This window comes from Cribrihabitans marinus (assembly GCF_900109035.1).
In the GTDB taxonomy this organism is placed as follows: domain Bacteria; phylum Pseudomonadota; class Alphaproteobacteria; order Rhodobacterales; family Rhodobacteraceae; genus Cribrihabitans; species Cribrihabitans marinus.
The window spans coordinates 264,932-280,766 of the sequence record NZ_FNYD01000002.1 but is presented as its reverse complement, the minus strand read 5'-3'; the positions used below and the strand labels follow the sequence as shown (position 1 = coordinate 280,766).

Here is a 15,835-nt window from a genome sequence, read left to right as displayed (position 1 = left end):
CTGCCGGTTCAGGCGTTGTCCAGGACCAGGGGTTGCGCGAACCACTGGCGAAGCTGGTGCGTCACCGCTTCGGGTTGCTCGACCGGTGGCAGATGTCCAGCATCCTCCAGGATCTCCAGCCGGGCGTTGGGGATCAGTTGTGCCATGAACTCGTGCCGCTGAACCGGGGTCAGCCGGTCGTGCCGCCCGCACAGGATCATCGCGGGCACCTTGATCTTGCGCAGAGTCACCTGCTGATCCGGTCGCCGCTGCAGGGCCCGCATCTGGCGCACGAAGATTTCGGCGCCCAGATCCGCGCCCATGGTCTGGACCAGTTCCAGCACATCGACCCGGCGCGCGCCCGGGGCCAACGCCTCGGGACGCACCGCCTGTTGCAGCGCCTCGCCCAGGCGGCCGGCCCGGGCGGCCACGATCAGCGGCTCGCGCGCCGAGGCGATCTGGGGCGTGTCGGAATGAGCGTCGGTGCTCATCAGGCACAGGCGTGTCACCCGCGTGGGCGCGCGACGAATAACCTCCATCGCCACGATGCCGCCCATGCTGAGCCCGGCCAGTGCAAACCGTTGCGGCAGCCGGTCGAGCAACTCCGACGCGATCTGCTCGATCCGCTCGCCCTGCGAGATCGGGGCGAAGGTCACCGGGCGCTCGCGCGACAGGTGCAGGATCTGGTGTTCGAAGATGCGCGCATCGCACATCATGCCGGGCAACAGGACCAGGGGTTCAATCATTGCCGCCATTCCAATCGAGATACCGTGTCACGCCTGCGCCCCGTCCCTGCCCTTTTGCGCGCAGGATGCGGCGTTTCGGCGCGTCGGGCAAGCCTTGCCGTCAGGGGTACGCTATGGCGCGATACCCCGGAAAGTCCTCATAGCGCCGCCTTCGCGCGGCCGCTCCTTCTTCTGGCGCCGCGCCGGGGCGCAGGAGGCAGCCGCGCGGGGCGATATAGCTGTCGATCCGACGCCGAGGCTCGGGGCGCCAGACGATGTTGAAGGCGCAGAGCTTGGGAAAGAACCAGATCTCGGAATAATCCAGGTGATCGTGCATCCACCACGCCAGGTCGCGCCAATCCCGCCCGCGTGCATAGCGGTCGGCGAACCACGGGATCACCACCGACGCCCCCGCCACCCGATCCGCGCCGCGCCCGATGTCCCAGATGTGGCACTCCAGCGGATTGTCGTTTCGGGCGCAGTTCAACCCGTTCTCGTTGCCGAACCGGTTCAGCGCCGCCGAGCGATAGCCCGAGCGCAGCGCGATGCGGCCGAAGGTCTCCTGCAATGGGTCCAGCAGGGTTTCGCACAGCGCCCGCCCGGTCTCGATGGCGAGATCGGGGTCGTCGGGGATGTTCTGACGCCCGTGGAAATTGGCGATCTCCGAATACAGGAAATCGCGCATGAAGAAATGCCGCGAAATCCGCACCCGACCCAGCGTCTCAAGGCTCCACATGCTGCGGGGGCGGCGCATCAGTCGATCCCGTTCCGTGCAAGCCAGTCCAGCATGATCGCGACCGCCGCCTCGGTCTGGCCCGGCGAGACGATATCGCCGGCGATCACATGCGCCGAGGGGTCGTCGCCTGGGCCCATCGTGACCGCCACACTCTCGACCGGCCCGCCCCAATCCCCGGCGAGGCGGCGCGTGGTGTCTGCGCTGACGACCGAATCGTCATCCGAGAAATAGAACAGGGCCGGCACCGTCGCTTGCGTGAAGTCCAGCGCCGCAACCCGCTCGACAAGGGCCGCCATGGGTGGCAGCGCCGCCCACGGATAGCAGGTCGTCCAATACCGCGCCTGTGCCGCGTTCAGCGGTTCGAAACACCGCTCGCCACCGCCCATCGCAACCGGCAACCAGTGGCGGGCCGCGGGCAGGGTCAGCACAAAGGCCGCCGGGTCGTTGAGGCCGAAATTGGGCGAGACGAGGATTATCGCCGCCAGATCCCGGCCCAGCTCCGGGTCGACCGCCGCAGCCGCCGCAAGCGTGCCACCGGTCGAGGTGGCCAGCACGATCACCCGCTCGCCCACAGCCCGCGCCGCCGCCAGCCCCTCGGCCAGGTCGCCCATCCAGTCCGTCGCAGTGACGTCGGCCAGCGCCGCGCTGCCGCGCCCGTGCCCGCTCAGCCGCGTATAGACCAGGTTGGCGCCAAGCGCCTCGGCCAGCCGGTCGGGAACCGGGCGGATCTCTTCGGAACTGGCCGAGAACCCGTGAATATAGAGCACGGCATATGCTGTGCGCCGCTCATAGGCCCCGTCCTGCCAGACCACGCGCTTCTCGACGCCGGGGATGATGTCGTCATGACGCGACTCGACGCTCTCGAAATAGACTTGGACTCCTTCTCCGAACCGGCGCGGCTCGAATTCCGGCGACAGGTCAACACGCTCGTACGGCCCCAGCAGCCAAAGCGCGGCGATCGCCGCAAGGCACAGGAGCAACACGCGCCCCAGCCATCTGCCGATGCTCCGTATCACCCCGCGCTCAGCACCTCCTCAAGCGCCGCCTCGATCAGCGCAAGGCACGGCCCGTCCGAGAACCGATGATCGGCGTCCTTGACCAGCAGCAGGCGCATGTCGTCGCTGGTCGCATGCTCCAGCAGCCGCAGGGCGGTCTCGGTCGACACCGCCGTGTCCGCCGTGCCCTGCAGGCAGCGGACCGGAAACGGCAGGCGCAGCGGCTGGCGCAGGACCAGGTGCTGCCGCCCGTCCTCGATCATGCGGCGCGTGACGATATAGGGCTCCATATAGTCAGACGGCAGCGCCACGAAGCCCGCGCTTTCCAGTTCCTGTTTCTGCGCGTCGCTGAAACCGGCCCAATACCCGTCCTCGGTGAAATCCGGCGCGGCGGCGATGGTGACCATCCCGGCGATCCGGTCGGACCGTGCGCGCGCCAGCAGCAGCGCCTGCCAGCCCCCCATCGAGGATCCGACAACCACCAGCGGCCCGTCGGTCAGCGTATCGACCGCGTCGAGCGTATCCTGATGCCAGTCGCCGATGCAGCCCTCTTCGAAGGTGCCCGAGCTTTCGCCATGTCCGGAATAGTCGAACCGCAGAAACGCGCGGCCCTGCGCCCGTGCCCAGGTCTCCAGATGCACCGCCTTGGTGCCCTCCATGTCCGATTTCAGCCCGCCCAGAAAGACGATGCACGGCCCCTGCCCCTCGGTCTTGTGAAAGGCCAGCCTGCGGCCGCTTTGCGTGTCCAGAAAGGTTGACGCAGTCATGGTGTCTCCGTGTTGTTGCCGCCGCCCATCATGCACGCCCCGCCCGCCGCCGCAATCATCCCGGATCGGGCTTCATCTGGCCCAAAATTCCTCGGGGGAGTCGCCCACAGGGCGACGGGGGCAGAGTCCCCGGTCCAGCCCGTCGCTTGACACCTTCGCGCCACCCTGCCACATCAGACCCGCACATATACCCGCAACCGGGCGTTCCGTGGGCGCCAAACCGACGAGGAGAGCCGATATGGCCCTGGACACCAGACACGTTTCCCTGACCTTCCCCGATGGCAATGCGCGCGACTACAAGGCCGGCGTGACCCCGGCGCAGGTCGCCGCCGACATCTCGACCTCGCTGGCGAAAAAGGCCATCTCGGCCACCGTGAACGGCCGGCACTGGGACCTGCAATGGCCCATCGAGGAGGATGCGCAGATCGCCATCCACACGATGAAGGACGCTGAGCAGGCCAACGAGCTGATCCGCCACGACCTGGCCCATATCATGGCCCGCGCCGTGCAGGAGATCTGGCCCGACACCCGCGTCACCATCGGCCCGGTGATCGAAAACGGCTGGTACTACGATTTCGACCGGGACGAGCCGTTCACGCCCGAGGACCTGGGCGCGATCGAGAAGAAGATGAAGGAAATCATCAACAAGCGCGACCCGGTGACCACCGAAGTCTGGGACCGCGACCGCGCCATCGCGCATTACCAGGCCAATGACGAGCCCTACAAGGTCGAACTGATCGAGGCGATTCCCGGCGACGAGCCGCTGCGCATGTACTGGCATGGCGACTGGCAGGACCTGTGCCGCGGCCCGCATCTGCAGCATACCGGCCAGGTGCCCGGCGACGCGTTCAAGCTGATGTCCATCGCCGGTGCCTATTGGCGCGGCGACAGCAGCCGGGCGATGCTGCAGCGGATCTATGGCGTGGCGTTCCAGAACAAGGAACAGCTCAAGGCGCATCTGCACATGCTGGAGGAGGCCGCCAAGCGCGACCACCGCAAGCTGGGCCGCGAGATGGACCTGTTCCACATGCAGGAAGAGGCGCCGGGGCAGGTCTTCTGGCATCCCAACGGCTGGACCGTCTATACCCAGCTGCAGGATTACATGCGCCGCAAGCAGCGCGCCGGCGGGTATCAGGAAATCAACACCCCGCAGGTGGTCGACCGCAAGCTGTGGGAGAAGTCCGGCCACTGGGACAAGTATCAACACCATATGTTCCTGGTCGAGGTGGACGAGAGCCGCGACGGCGAGACCGACGATGCCAGCGCCAAGAACCGGGCAGAAACCCGGATCAACGCGCTCAAGCCGATGAACTGCCCCTGCCATGTCCAGGTGTTCAACCAGGGGCTCAAATCCTATCGCGACCTGCCCCTGCGGCTGGCCGAGTTCGGGTCCTGCGCGCGGTTCGAACCGTCGGGCGCCCTGCACGGCATCATGCGGGTGCGCGGGTTCACCCAGGACGACGCGCATATCTTCTGCACCGAAGAGCAGATCCAGGAGGAGTGCGCCCGCTTCATCGACTTCCTGGCCGATGTCTATCGCGAGCTGGGCTTTCCCGAGTTCGAGATCAAGTTCGCCACCCGCCCGGAAAAGCGCGTCGGGTCCGACGAGTCCTGGGACTATGTCGAGAACGCGCTGGAAAAGGCGATCAAGGCGGTCGGGCGCGACTATACGCTCGAGCCGGGCGACGGTGCCTTCTACGGTCCCAAGCTGGATTTCTACCTGACCGACGCGATCGGCCGGGTCTGGCAATGCGGCACCTTCCAGGTCGACCCGAACCTGCCCGAACGTCTGGGCGCGACCTATATCGCGGCGGATGGCGACAAGCACCGCCCCTACATGCTGCACCGCGCCTGCCTTGGCTCGTTCGAGCGGTTCATCGGCATCCTGATCGAGAATTGGGAAGGCAAGCTGCCCTTCTGGCTGGCCCCGCGGCAGGTTGTCGTGGCCTCGATCACCTCGGAGGCGGACGACTATGTGCGCGAGGTCGTGGCCGATCTGACCGCCGCCGGCGTGCGCGCCGAGGCCGACATCCGCAACGAGAAGATCAACTACAAGGTCCGAGAGCATTCGGTGGGCAAGGTTCCGGTGATCCTGGCCGTCGGCCACCGAGAGGTCGAGGAACGCACCGTCAGCATCCGCCGCCTGGGCGAGAAACAGACCAGCGTGGCCTCGCTCGAGGATGCGATCAAGGAACTCTCCACGGCCGCGACACCGCCCGACCAGTTGTAACATTTCGCCGGCCCGTTGCCACGGGCCGGCCCCCAGTTCCGGACGGCATGTTTCAGCCGTGCTGTTTTTCCCTTAAAAACAATTCCTTGCGAACTCCCGGGTTCTGACGCGCCCTGACGCCTGCGTGAGACACGTGCTCGTGAGTTCAACCAACGAACCCGAGCCGCTAAGTTCGGGGCATTCGCAAATTCTGTCGCAAACCCAAGAGGATTGACGAGATGTCGAACACCACCAAATCCCTCGCCGTTGCCGGCGCCGTCGCTGCCGCGCTGACGGCCGTGACCACCACCACCGCAAGCGCCCAGGCCAAGGAAAAGTGCTATGGCGTGTCGCTGGCGGGTCAGAACGACTGTGCCGCCGGCCCCGGAACCACCTGCGCCGGCACCTCGACCGTCGACTACCAGGGCAATGCCTGGACTCTTGTCGATGCCGGCACCTGCACGGAAATCGAGCTGCCCGAGATGGCGGACGGAACCGAGCGCAGCGGCTCGCTCGAAGCACTGGAGCGCGACCTTCCGTCCTGATGTCCCACGGATGTGACAGGGGGCGGCCCGTCCGCCCCCTCTGCCGCACCTGACAGGAGGATCTCGGATGCTGGACAACACGCATCGCCCCCTGGGCCTGCCCGCCGGACCGGGTGTCGGCTACAAGCCGCAGCATTTCCGGGACCTGCTCGACGATCCCGGGCCGGTGACCTGGCTCGAGATCCATGCCGAGAACTACATGGGCGATGGCGGCCGTCCGCTGGCGCAGCTGCGCCACCTGTCCGAACGCTTCCCGATCTCGGTGCATGGCGTCGGCCTGTCCATCGGCGGCGAGGCCCCTCTGGACCGCGATCACCTGGCCCGGCTGAAGCACCTCGTCGGATGGCTGAACCCCGCGAGCTTCTCCGAGCACCTGGCCTGGTCCACCCATGACAGCCACTTCCTGAACGACCTTCTGCCCCTGCCCTATACCGACGGCACCCTGGCGCGCGTCTGCGATCATATCGACCAGGTGCAGGAAGCGGTGGGGCGCCGGATGCTGCTCGAAAACCCGTCCAGCTATCTCGCCTTTGACGAAAGCACGTGGTCCGAGTTCGACTTCCTGGCCGAGATCGCGCGGCGCACCGGCTGCGGCCTGCTGCTGGACGTCAACAACGTCTTTGTCTCGGCCACCAATCTCGACTTCTCGCCGCAAGGCTACATCGACGCCTTCCCGCTCGAACAGGTCGGTGAGCTGCATCTCGGCGGCCATGACGAGGACGAGGACGATCACGGCGCGCCGCTTCTGATCGACAGCCACGGGCGCGAGGTGGTCGATCCGGTCTGGGCACTGCTCGACCATGTGCTCGACCGTTCGGGGCCGAAACCGGTGCTGGTGGAATGGGACACCGACGTGCCCGACTGGCCTGTCCTGCGGGCCGAGGCCATCCGCGCGCAGGCGGCACTGGACCGGATACCGGCATGAGCGTCACCCAGGACGAATTCCGCGACGCGCTCCTGAACCCTTCGCAGGCCGTTCCCGGAGGGCTGAGCGACGGCGCGGCGCGGCCGGCCGGTCGCCGGTTCAACGTCTATCGCAACAACGTCGCGGTGTCGTTGACGGAGGCCATGAAGGAAGCCTTTCCCGTCATCACCAGGATGCTGGGCACGGCGAACATGGAGGGGCTGGCGGGCCTCTACCTGCGCGCGCACCCGCCCAGCTCGCCCTTGATGATGCACTACGGCGAGCACTTCCCGGAGTTACTGGCCCGCACTGAACAGCTGTCCCACCTGGGCTATCTGCCGGATGTCGCGCGGCTGGAACTGGCGCTGCGCCGATCCTACCACGCTGCAGATGCCGCGCCGATCGACCCGCAGGCGCTGGCTCTCGACCCCGACCGGCTGCTGGCCCTGCGCCCCACGCTTGCGCCTGCGGCGCAGCTTGTCCGGTCGCGCTGGCCGATCCACGCGCTCTGGCTCTACAACACCCGTGATGGCGCGCCGAAGCCCGAACCAGGCGCGCAGGATGTGCTTATCCTGCGTCCGGAGTTCGACCCGGAACCGCATCTCCTGCCACCCGGCGGCGCTGCTCTGGTCCAGGCCCTGCAAGGTGGCCGCACCCTCGGTGAGGCGTTCTACGCGGCCACGCAGGAAGACCCGGAACACGATCTGGGCGCATCGCTCACTTTGCTGCTTGCGGGCGGCGCCATCACTTCTTTTGACGCAAAAAGGTAAGCCCATGCACGCACTCGTCTCGATCTACAGGTCTGTCTTCAACATGGTCGAGCGCGCGGGCGACTGGCTGCTGCCGCTCTTTGCCCGGTTCACCTTCGCCGCCACCCTGCTGCTCTACTTCTGGAACTCCGGCCTGACCAAGCTGGGCGATGGCGTGTTCGGCCTCTTCAGCCCCTCGATCGGCGCCTACAGCCAGATCTTTCCGAAACAGTTCGAGGCGGTGGGATACGACGCGTCGCAGCTCGGGTTCTTCCATTGGGTCGTCGTGATGGCCGGAACCTATGCCGAGTTCCTGCTGCCGCTGCTCATCGTGATCGGCCTGGCCACACGGCTGGCCGCGCTTGGCATGATCGGCTTCGTGATCGTGCAATCGCTGACCGACGTCTATGGCCACGGCGCGACCGACGAAAAAACGCTCGGTGCCTGGTTCGATCGCTTCCCCGACAGCGTCATCATGGACCAGCGCCTGTTCTGGATCTTCCTGCTGACCTACATCGTGGTCAAGGGTGCGGGCGTCCTCTCGGTCGACACGCTTCTGCGCCGCCGGGCGCAGCCGGCGCTGGCCTGAGGCACGCCGTCTCTCAGGCGACGCCGAGCGCCGCGCGCGTTCGCTCCGTCCACCCCAGGAACAGCGCGCCATCCGCCTCGATCAACGGCCGCTTCATCAGCGCCGGGTGCTCGGTCAGCAACACGCGTGGCGGCCGCTCCCGTTCCGCCATGTCCAGGCCGCGCCAGGTGGTCGACCTCGTGTTGACCAGGGCATCGCCGAACTTGGCCAGCGCCCGATCAAGGACGTCCACGGGCATGCCCTGCGCGCGCACATCGACGAATTCCGCGTCGGGCAACGACTTCAGCGCCTTGCGGCAGGTGTCACAGGTCTTCAATCCGTAGAGTCTCATGAGTCCTCCTGATCCGGCCGGGCGGAAACCCGGCAAATGCGGGGCCGCGGCCCCTTTTTCTTGATTTTTGGCACCACCATGCAATCCTGACACCGGCGAGACCGACGGCCCGGCCGGCATACCGCGACCCGCGTGACGGCCGGTTTCCCGATCCGTTCCGCCACAAGACGCCCCGCCGCACCGGGGTGAATGGCAAGGCAGAAGGAGACACGGGACCATGCCGACCGGCACCGTGAAATGGTTCAACAGCACCAAGGGCTACGGGTTCATCGCACCCGACGACGGCGGCAAGGATGTGTTCGTTCACATCTCGGCCGTGGAGAGATCCGGGCTGACCGGGCTCGCCGACAACCAGAAGCTGGAATACGAACTGATCGACGGGCGCGATGGCCGTCAGATGGCCGGAGAGATCAAGGCCATTTGATCCGACGACGCTCCGGGTCCGCCCGGGGCGTCGTGCGCCGACCGGCCGCACCGTCCTGTCCGGCAGCCCGCTCAATGGCATGACGCGGGCCGGCCCTATTCGGGCGCATCCAGGATATCGCGGAACTCGCGCCATTCGCGCGCCGACAGGCCGGATGTCGCCTGCGTCACCTCTTCGCCGCGCAGCATCCGGCGCAGGCTGTCGACCATCTGCGCCGACAGGTTCACCGCGCCCATGCGGTAGTCCTCGAACGCGCGATGGGCAAACGGCACCCAATCGGCCACGATGCGGCTGATCTCGTCCGCATAGACTCGGATCTCGTACTGCGCATGGGCATCCGCCCGCAGGCGCAGGAAATGAAAGAGGTTGTGCAGGTCCACCTTCCAGTACCATTGCGTGTAGATATTGGCCGGCAGGTTCATTCGCGCCAGTTCGCGCGCAAGGCCCTCCTGGCCATCCTGCGAGATCATCGCCTCGTAGTTGTCATAGGCCCGCGCGCTGTCGGATTTGAGGATCTCCAGCACCCGCGCCGCCTCGTCGCCCTGCAATGCCGCACCACGACCCTGGTTGTTGACCGCCGACTGCGCCGCGACATGCTCGGGCGCGGGGATGTAGAATTCCCGGTCCAGGATCGAATAGCGCGCCGAATACTCGTTCACATTGGCGGTGCGGTGCCGGATCCATTGCCGTGCCACGAAAACCGGCAGTTTCACATGCAGCTTGATCTCGCACATCTCGAACGGGGTCGAATGCCAGTGCCGCATCAGGTAGCGGATCAGCCCCTCGTCGTTCTGCACCGATTTCGTGCCCTTGCCATAGCTCACCCGCGCCGCCTGGCAGATCGCCGCGTCGTCGCCCATGTAGTCGACCACCCGGACGAAACCGTGATCGAGCACCGGATAGGCGGTATAGAGATGCTCCTCCATGCCCGGCGCGACCACGCGGCGCGTGGGCTGGACCTGCCCGCGCTGAGCTTCGATTTCGGCGAGTTGCTCGGGCGACAGCGGCATGGAAGGCTCCTTGTTCTGGGCGAGTCCGACTCGGGACGAGATAACTATATCTTGACCCCGGCTGACAGTGAACAGCTATATAGGGGTCACTTTATCGCCACGGTTGTCACGATCACGACCCGATTGTCATTGACTTTTCACGGCCCGTACCACAGCGTTTGGCAAAACGAATTTCTTCGAGGTTGAGGCAGATGAAGCGGTATTGGCTTGGGGTCGCGGCGATGGCGCTGCTGTCGGCATGCGGCGCGAGCGACGTATTTCCTTTGGCGCCGGATTTGGACGGTGGAACACAGGATGACGGTGGCGACACCAGCGGTGACGGCAACATCGTCATCGACGACACGGTTCAGATCGCAGCACCCGCCGATATCGCAAACGAAATCGACAGCGTGACCTTCAACCCGGGCGACGGCAGCACACCGCCGACGCTTTCGATCGGTGGCGCGGGCTTCGACGTTGCCGGCGCTCCGGCGGAATACGTCCGCAAGCCGGGTCTCGATGTGCCTGGGTTCCAGGCGTTCACGTCACAGGTGGACGGCGACTCCCGTCACTATCTGGCCTTCGTCAGCGAAGAGGATGGCATCGTCGCGATGGCAGCCGGGTCCGGCCAGTTCGCGCAGTTCCTGGCCGGAGCCAACTTCACGCGCACTGGCACCTATTCCGAGCCGCTGGCCAGCAACGTTCCGGACCTTGGTTCGGTTACGTATACCGGCACATATGTCGGCATTCTCAACCGGGCGGGGGACCAGGGCGACCTCTTGCCGCCGACCGGCACGTCCGGGAATCCGGTTCAGATCGCCGAGATCACAGGAACGACCATCGTACAGGCGGATTTCAGCGGTGATGGCGGCAAGAACGTCATCGGCGGCATCTTCGACCGGACCGTGGTCGACCCGATCATCGACACCGACGGCGACGGAACGCCGGATGCCAACGCTCCGGTGGAAAACCTGAATTTCGAAATCACGGGGCTTAACGAGGACGGCACGTTCAGCGGCACCGTGATCAAGGACGATTTCACCGCGGTCGGCGGATATGCCGGCGCGTTCGCCGGACAAGAGGCGACTGCCGTCGGCGGCGCGTTGAAGGTGAACAATCATATCGACCAGCTGACCGACGCGCCCACCACCGAATACGGCGCCTTTACCGCAACACGATAGCCAAGACCATGCCATGTTGACTCAGCCGTCTGCCATCTGGCGAAAGGGGCTGCGGGTTCTGGCGCTGTCGATTATCCTTCTGTCCGCGGCGCCCCCCTCCGACGCGCAGGAGGCGGCGAACACCCAGACGGTGACGATCGAACAGGGCGCCGCGCTGACCGCGCAGGCCCTGCGCATCGGCCGGCCCGATGTCGCGCTGAAGCTGAGCGATGCCTTGTTGCAGGCCCGACCGAAAGACCCGTTGATACACTTTATGCGGGCGACCGCGCAGACTCAATTGGGCCAGGCCGGGCCGGGGCGAAGATCGGCCGCCCGCGCCTATCGCCTGTCCGACGACCCGGGCGACAAGTTCCAGGCGGCCCAGCTCGCCGCTCGACTGGCTTTGCAAGAAGAGCGCCCCACCCTCGCCCAGATCTGGCTGCGCCGCACTGCCATTCATGCGCCGGACGACAAGGCCAAGGCGCTGATCGCCCGTGACTACAAGGTGCTGCGCCGGATCAACCCGTGGTCCTTTCGCCTGCGCGGCGAGTTGCGGCCATCCAGCAACATCAACAACGGCGCCGACACCGCGCTGCAGGTCATCGACGGCGTGCCGGTCACCGGCCGGCTGAGCGGCGGCGCGCAGGCGCTGTCGGGGGTGATCGGCTCACTCGACATCGCCACCAGCTATCGGCTGCGGCAGTCCGACCGCAGCCTGACCTCGGTCGGCGGGCGGCTTTACGTGCAGCGTGTCCGGTTCTCGGACGAGGCGCGCGAGATGGCGCCCGAGGTCGACAATTCGGATTACGCCTCGACCTATGGCGAGGTCTCGCTGCGGCACGCCTTTGCCGTTGGTCCCGAGGGCATGGGCGGATCGGCGGCGGTCGATGTGGCGCTGGGCACGTCCTGGTGGGGCGGTGAGCGCAACTATGATTTCGCCCGGGTCGGCGGCGAGCGCACCTGGCGGCTGTCGGACGGCTCGCGGATCCGGGCCCATGCCTCGGCCGAGACCCGGTTCTCGGCCCGCTACAGCACGAATGACGCCGACATCCTGGGGATCGGCCTGCGCTATTTCGTGCCACTCGACAATGGCGACAGCATGACCGCGACGCTTGCCCTGCGCGACTCGGATGCCGAGCATCCAAACGGCAGCTACCGGTCGGCCTCGCTGCGGCTGGCCTATGGGCTTGGCCGGCCGATCGGGCCGGTGCGCGTGGATGCGGGGCTGGTTCTGGGCTATACCGACTACCCCGAATACCTGTCCGCGGGCTTCATCCGTGTGCCGGGCGGGCGGCAGGACGAGTCGATCTATGGCGACATCAACCTGTTCTTCGACCGTTACGACTATGCCGGATTCGCACCGATGCTGCGGCTGCGGGCGGGGCGCAAATCCTCGAATGACAGCCGGTTCGACATCACCGAATACACCGTGTCCCTGGGGATCGAGTCGAAATTCTGATCCGGCACTGGTCCTCGGCGCCCCAAGCGTTAGTCTCTGGGCGCAAGGAAAAGGAGTGCCGCACATGGGTTTGAAATATCTGCACACGATGGTCCGGGTGAAGGATCTGGAAACCTCGATTGCCTTCTACGAACTGCTCGGGCTGCGCGAGACGCGCCGTTACGACAACGACAAGGGCCGGTTCACCCTGGTCTTCCTGGCGCCCCCGGGGCAGGAGGAGACACCGATCGAGCTGACCTATAACTGGGATGGCGACGATGCGCTGCCCGATGACAGCCGGCATTTCGGGCATCTCGCCTATGGGGTGGACGACATCTATGCCACCTGCCAGCACCTGATGGACAATGGCGTGACCATCAACCGCCCGCCGCATGACGGCCGCATGGCCTTCGTGCGCTCGCCGGACAACATCTCGATCGAACTGCTGCAGAACGGCGACGCGCTGGCGCCGGCCGAACCCTGGTCCAGCATGGAAAACACCGGCCACTGGTAGGGTGGCACGTCACGCCATCCTGGCCGCCACCCTGGCGGCCGGCGTCGGCGGCGGCGCCGCGGCAGATAACTGCCGCCTGGCGCTGGCGCTGGCGATGGATGTGTCAAGCTCGGTGGATGCCGCCGAGGATGCGTTGCAACGCGGCGGCCTGGCCTCGGCCCTGTTGGCACCCGAAGTGCAGACCGCCTTTTTCGCCGCCCCGCAACCCGTGGCCCTGGCCGTCTACGAATGGAGCGGCCGGTTCAACCAGGCTTTGCTGGTCGACTGGACGCTGATCACCGACCGCGCGACGCTGCTTGGGGTCGCGGAACGGGTGGGCCGGTCGACGCGCTCGACCAACGAGTCGCCCACGGCGCTGGGTCACGCGCTGGCCTATGGTTCGCAATTGTTCCGGCGCGGACCGGATTGCCTGTTCCGCACGATCGACATGGCCGGCGACGGCGAGAACAACGAGGGGTATCGCCCGGCCTCGGCCTACAAGGCGTTCCCCTTCGAGGGGGTTGTGGTCAACGGTCTGGTCATCAACGGCGGCGATTTCGAGGCCGAGACCGGGCTGATCCAGTTCTACCAGGACGAGGTTCTCTTTGGCCCCGGCGCCTTTCTCGAGATCGCGCAGGGGTTCGAGGATTACGAGCGCGCCATGCGGCGCAAGCTGGAACGGGAACTGGCCGGACCGGTGATCGGCATGACCCCTTCCCGCGCCGGGACGGACGGCGGATGATCCGGGCGCTGGTGCTGCTGGCGGCGCTGGCCGCAAATCCGGCGGTGGCGCAATGCCGTCAGGCGCTGGCGCTTGGGCTGGACGTGTCCGGGTCGGTCGATGCGCGCGAATACCGGCTCCAGCTGGACGGGCTTGCCGGAGCGTTGCGCCATCCCGATGTGCGCGCCGCGCTGCTGGCGATGCCGCAGGCCCCGGTGCGGCTGGCCGTGTTCGAATGGAGCGGCCCGGCCTATCAAAGGCTGCTGCTGGACTGGCAGGCGATCACCGACACCAACAGCCTGGACACGCTTGCCGCGCGCCTGACGTTCACGGCGCGCCGGCCCGCGCCACCCGGCACGGCGCTCGGCACGGCGATGGAATTCGGCGCCGCGCTGCTGGAGACGCAGGACGATTGCTGGAAACGGACGCTGGATCTGTCCGGCGATGGTCAACGCAATGTCGGGCCGCACCCGCGCGAGGTTCAAAGGAGGCTGGCATCGCGTCCGATTACCGTGAACGGGCTGGTGATCGGCGCCGATCCCACGCATGGCACGGACCGGCGACAGGCGGGGATCGCCCGGCTCAGCGCCTATTACAGGGCCTGGGTGCTGACGGGTCCGGACGCGTTTGTCGAGACAGCACTCGGGTTCGAAGATTACGAGGCCGCGATGATCCGCAAGCTGAAGCGGGAATTGCAGGGTCTTGTCGTGTCGCATGGCGGCCCGCCGGCCGGCCCGGGACACCCGTGAGGCGCGATCTGCGGGCCAAGGCTCAATAGATATAGCGGATCTGGTCGGTCCAGTAGCGTTCCACCCGCTTCAGCGAACTGGTGATGTCCTCGATCCCCGCCTGCTCCAGCACGCCGCGTGTCTGCAGCCCTTCGGCATGGCGCGAGAACAGGCCGGCCACGATGTCGCGGATCTCGCGACCGCGCTGGGTCAGGCGCACCCGCACCGACCGGCGGTCAATCTCGCAGCGCTGATGGTGCATGAACCCCATCTCGACCAGCTTCTTCAGATTGTAGCTGACATTGCTGCCCTGGTAGTAGCCGCGGCTCTTCAACTCGCCCGCCGTCACCTCGTTGTCGCCGATATTGAACAAAAGCAATCCCTGCACGGCGTTGATCTCCAGCACGCCGAGCCGCTCGAACTCGTCCTTGATCACGTCCAGAAGCAACCGGTGCAGACGCTCCACCAGCGCCAGCGATTCAAGGTAGCTGGACATGAACCCCTTGGCCCCGGCCGGGGCTATCTGCATTTCCATGCTCATCCGTCTCTCCGACTCGCTCGTCCCGTCCGATCACAGTGGGGCGAAAAGGCGAACAATCGGTTAAGCGGAGAAATGCGCTATTTCTGAAACACTTGCGAGATGTCCCGGATCAGCACCGCGTAGGGCGCAGGGCAATCCGCCTGCCCCGTCACCCATTGATAGAGATCCTGGTCGTTCTCGTGCAGAAGCGAGTCGTAGCGCGCCAGCGCGTCCTCGTTCATGGTCTCGAGGTTGGCATCGGCATAGGCCGACAGGATCAGATCCATCTCCTTGATGCCGCGCCGCATCGACCGCATCCGGAGCCGCTTGATGCGATCCGCCCTGCGCTCCGGGCTCACCCGTCCTGCCCCACCATGCCGCGCAGGCGCTTTTCCAGACGCGCAGCGCGCTCGGTCAGTGCGCGCATCTCGCCGCGGATCGCCCGCAACTCGGTGGCGACGCCCAGCAGATCCTGATCCGACGACCCGGCATCGGCGGGCGCGGCCATGCCCTCGCCCTCGCCGGTCAACAGCCACTTGATCGACACGTTGAGAAGCCCCGCCATCATCGACAGCTTGTTGGCGCGGGGCTCGGACAGATCCTCTTCCCATCCCGCGACGGTCGTCTTCTTGACACCCAGTCGCCGCGCAAGCTGTGCCTGCGTCATGCCGGCGGCCTCGCGCGCGCCGGCGACGCGGTCGCCGAAAGTGGCCGTGTCAGGACCGAACCAGTCGTTGGTTTCGCCGTTCATCGCTTTGCGCCCTCCAAGGCCTCAATCAGCTTGCTCGTCTCATGGCCGCACCCTAAGACAGTCCCATCCGAGTTACAAATCG

The 15,835-nt window shown here is 66.2% G+C and carries 20 protein-coding genes; 11 read left to right on the top strand and 9 right to left on the bottom strand.

The window, feature by feature from the left end:
- Positions 1 to 8: 8 nt before the first annotated feature.
- The 4 genes from BMX57_RS03835 to BMX57_RS03820 form a co-directional block, all read right to left on the bottom strand.
- Positions 9 to 725 carry an alpha/beta fold hydrolase gene (locus BMX57_RS03835; RefSeq protein WP_092363093.1) on the bottom strand — a complete coding sequence of 239 codons (717 nt, stop codon included), beginning with the start codon at positions 723 to 725 and terminating at the stop codon, positions 9 to 11.
- A gap of 100 nt (positions 726 to 825) precedes the next feature.
- The gene (locus tag BMX57_RS03830; RefSeq protein WP_092363091.1) at positions 826 to 1,440 is read right to left on the bottom strand and encodes a hypothetical protein; all 615 of its coding nucleotides are present in this window, start codon (positions 1,438 to 1,440) and stop codon (positions 826 to 828) included.
- 17 nt (positions 1,441 to 1,457) lie between these two features.
- Entirely contained in the window at positions 1,458 to 2,456 is a 999-nt protein-coding gene (locus BMX57_RS03825; RefSeq protein WP_308419724.1) for an alpha/beta hydrolase, read from the bottom strand.
- On the bottom strand, positions 2,453 to 3,202 hold the full coding sequence (locus BMX57_RS03820) for an alpha/beta hydrolase (protein WP_092362687.1): 750 nt from the start codon (positions 3,200 to 3,202) through the stop codon (positions 2,453 to 2,455). The genes BMX57_RS03825 and BMX57_RS03820 overlap by 4 nt, the downstream gene beginning before the upstream one ends.
- A gap of 238 nt (positions 3,203 to 3,440) precedes the next feature.
- Between BMX57_RS03820 and thrS the strand changes: the two genes are divergently transcribed.
- From thrS to BMX57_RS03795, 5 genes are all read left to right on the top strand, one after another.
- The gene (thrS, locus tag BMX57_RS03815; RefSeq protein WP_092362685.1) at positions 3,441 to 5,432 is read left to right on the top strand and encodes a threonine--tRNA ligase; all 1,992 of its coding nucleotides are present in this window, start codon (positions 3,441 to 3,443) and stop codon (positions 5,430 to 5,432) included.
- Between the two features lie 218 nt (positions 5,433 to 5,650).
- Positions 5,651 to 5,956 (top strand): BufA1 family periplasmic bufferin-type metallophore, encoded by a 306-nt coding sequence (locus tag BMX57_RS03810; protein ID WP_092362683.1) that lies wholly within the window; start codon positions 5,651 to 5,653, stop codon positions 5,954 to 5,956.
- A gap of 67 nt (positions 5,957 to 6,023) precedes the next feature.
- Positions 6,024 to 6,881, top strand: coding sequence for an MNIO family bufferin maturase (gene bufB, locus BMX57_RS03805; protein WP_092362681.1), 858 nt, complete (start codon positions 6,024 to 6,026; stop codon positions 6,879 to 6,881).
- Positions 6,878 to 7,630, top strand: coding sequence for an HvfC/BufC N-terminal domain-containing protein (locus BMX57_RS03800; protein WP_092362679.1), 753 nt, complete (start codon positions 6,878 to 6,880; stop codon positions 7,628 to 7,630). The genes bufB and BMX57_RS03800 overlap by 4 nt, the downstream gene beginning before the upstream one ends.
- 4 nt (positions 7,631 to 7,634) lie before the next feature.
- Positions 7,635 to 8,198: a DoxX family protein gene (locus tag BMX57_RS03795; RefSeq protein ID WP_092362677.1), complete on the top strand. Its 564-nt coding sequence runs from the start codon at positions 7,635 to 7,637 to the stop codon at positions 8,196 to 8,198.
- Positions 8,199 to 8,211: 13 nt separating this feature from the next.
- Here the strand turns inward: BMX57_RS03795 and BMX57_RS21045 are convergent, their stop codons facing one another.
- On the bottom strand, positions 8,212 to 8,529 hold the full coding sequence (locus tag BMX57_RS21045) for an ArsC/Spx/MgsR family protein (protein WP_092362675.1): 318 nt from the start codon (positions 8,527 to 8,529) through the stop codon (positions 8,212 to 8,214).
- A 217-nt stretch (positions 8,530 to 8,746) separates the two neighbouring features.
- Here BMX57_RS21045 and BMX57_RS03785 point away from each other — a divergent pair, with 217 nt between their 5' ends.
- Positions 8,747 to 8,953: a cold-shock protein gene (locus tag BMX57_RS03785; RefSeq protein WP_092362673.1), complete on the top strand. Its 207-nt coding sequence runs from the start codon at positions 8,747 to 8,749 to the stop codon at positions 8,951 to 8,953.
- A gap of 95 nt (positions 8,954 to 9,048) precedes the next feature.
- On the opposite strand, the gene thyX is transcribed toward BMX57_RS03785, so the two are convergent.
- The gene (gene thyX / locus BMX57_RS03780; RefSeq protein ID WP_092362671.1) at positions 9,049 to 9,963 is read right to left on the bottom strand and encodes an FAD-dependent thymidylate synthase; all 915 of its coding nucleotides are present in this window, start codon (positions 9,961 to 9,963) and stop codon (positions 9,049 to 9,051) included.
- Positions 9,964 to 10,184: 221 nt separating this feature from the next.
- On the opposite strand from thyX, the gene BMX57_RS03775 reads away from it, so the two are divergent.
- The 5 genes from BMX57_RS03775 to BMX57_RS03755 all read left to right on the top strand — a co-directional run bounded on the left by BMX57_RS03775 (position 10,185) and on the right by BMX57_RS03755 (position 14,503).
- Positions 10,185 to 11,123: a HupA family protein gene (locus tag BMX57_RS03775; RefSeq protein ID WP_143057876.1), complete on the top strand. Its 939-nt coding sequence runs from the start codon at positions 10,185 to 10,187 to the stop codon at positions 11,121 to 11,123.
- A gap of 13 nt (positions 11,124 to 11,136) precedes the next feature.
- Positions 11,137 to 12,561, top strand: coding sequence for a hypothetical protein (locus tag BMX57_RS03770; protein ID WP_092362667.1), 1,425 nt, complete (start codon positions 11,137 to 11,139; stop codon positions 12,559 to 12,561).
- A 64-nt stretch (positions 12,562 to 12,625) separates the two neighbouring features.
- On the top strand, positions 12,626 to 13,054 hold the full coding sequence (locus BMX57_RS03765) for a VOC family protein (protein ID WP_092362665.1): 429 nt from the start codon (positions 12,626 to 12,628) through the stop codon (positions 13,052 to 13,054).
- Position 13,055: 1 nt separating this feature from the next.
- Complete coding sequence (locus BMX57_RS03760; protein ID WP_177175367.1) at positions 13,056 to 13,775, top strand: DUF1194 domain-containing protein; 720 nt, start codon at positions 13,056 to 13,058, stop codon at positions 13,773 to 13,775.
- A complete protein-coding gene (locus BMX57_RS03755) occupies positions 13,772 to 14,503 on the top strand; it encodes a DUF1194 domain-containing protein (protein ID WP_092362663.1) in 732 nt (243 codons plus the stop codon). The genes BMX57_RS03760 and BMX57_RS03755 overlap by 4 nt, the downstream gene beginning before the upstream one ends.
- 22 nt (positions 14,504 to 14,525) lie before the next feature.
- On the opposite strand, the gene BMX57_RS03750 is transcribed toward BMX57_RS03755, so the two are convergent.
- From BMX57_RS03750 to BMX57_RS03740, 3 genes are all read right to left on the bottom strand, one after another.
- Entirely contained in the window at positions 14,526 to 15,023 is a 498-nt protein-coding gene (locus BMX57_RS03750) for a MarR family winged helix-turn-helix transcriptional regulator (RefSeq protein ID WP_177175377.1), read from the bottom strand.
- Between the two features lie 77 nt (positions 15,024 to 15,100).
- The gene (locus tag BMX57_RS03745) at positions 15,101 to 15,319 is read right to left on the bottom strand and encodes a succinate dehydrogenase assembly factor 2 (protein ID WP_092362659.1); all 219 of its coding nucleotides are present in this window, start codon (positions 15,317 to 15,319) and stop codon (positions 15,101 to 15,103) included.
- A 38-nt stretch (positions 15,320 to 15,357) separates the two neighbouring features.
- Positions 15,358 to 15,753, bottom strand: coding sequence for a helix-turn-helix domain-containing protein (locus BMX57_RS03740; protein WP_092362657.1), 396 nt, complete (start codon positions 15,751 to 15,753; stop codon positions 15,358 to 15,360).
- Positions 15,754 to 15,835: the final 82 nt, after the last annotated feature.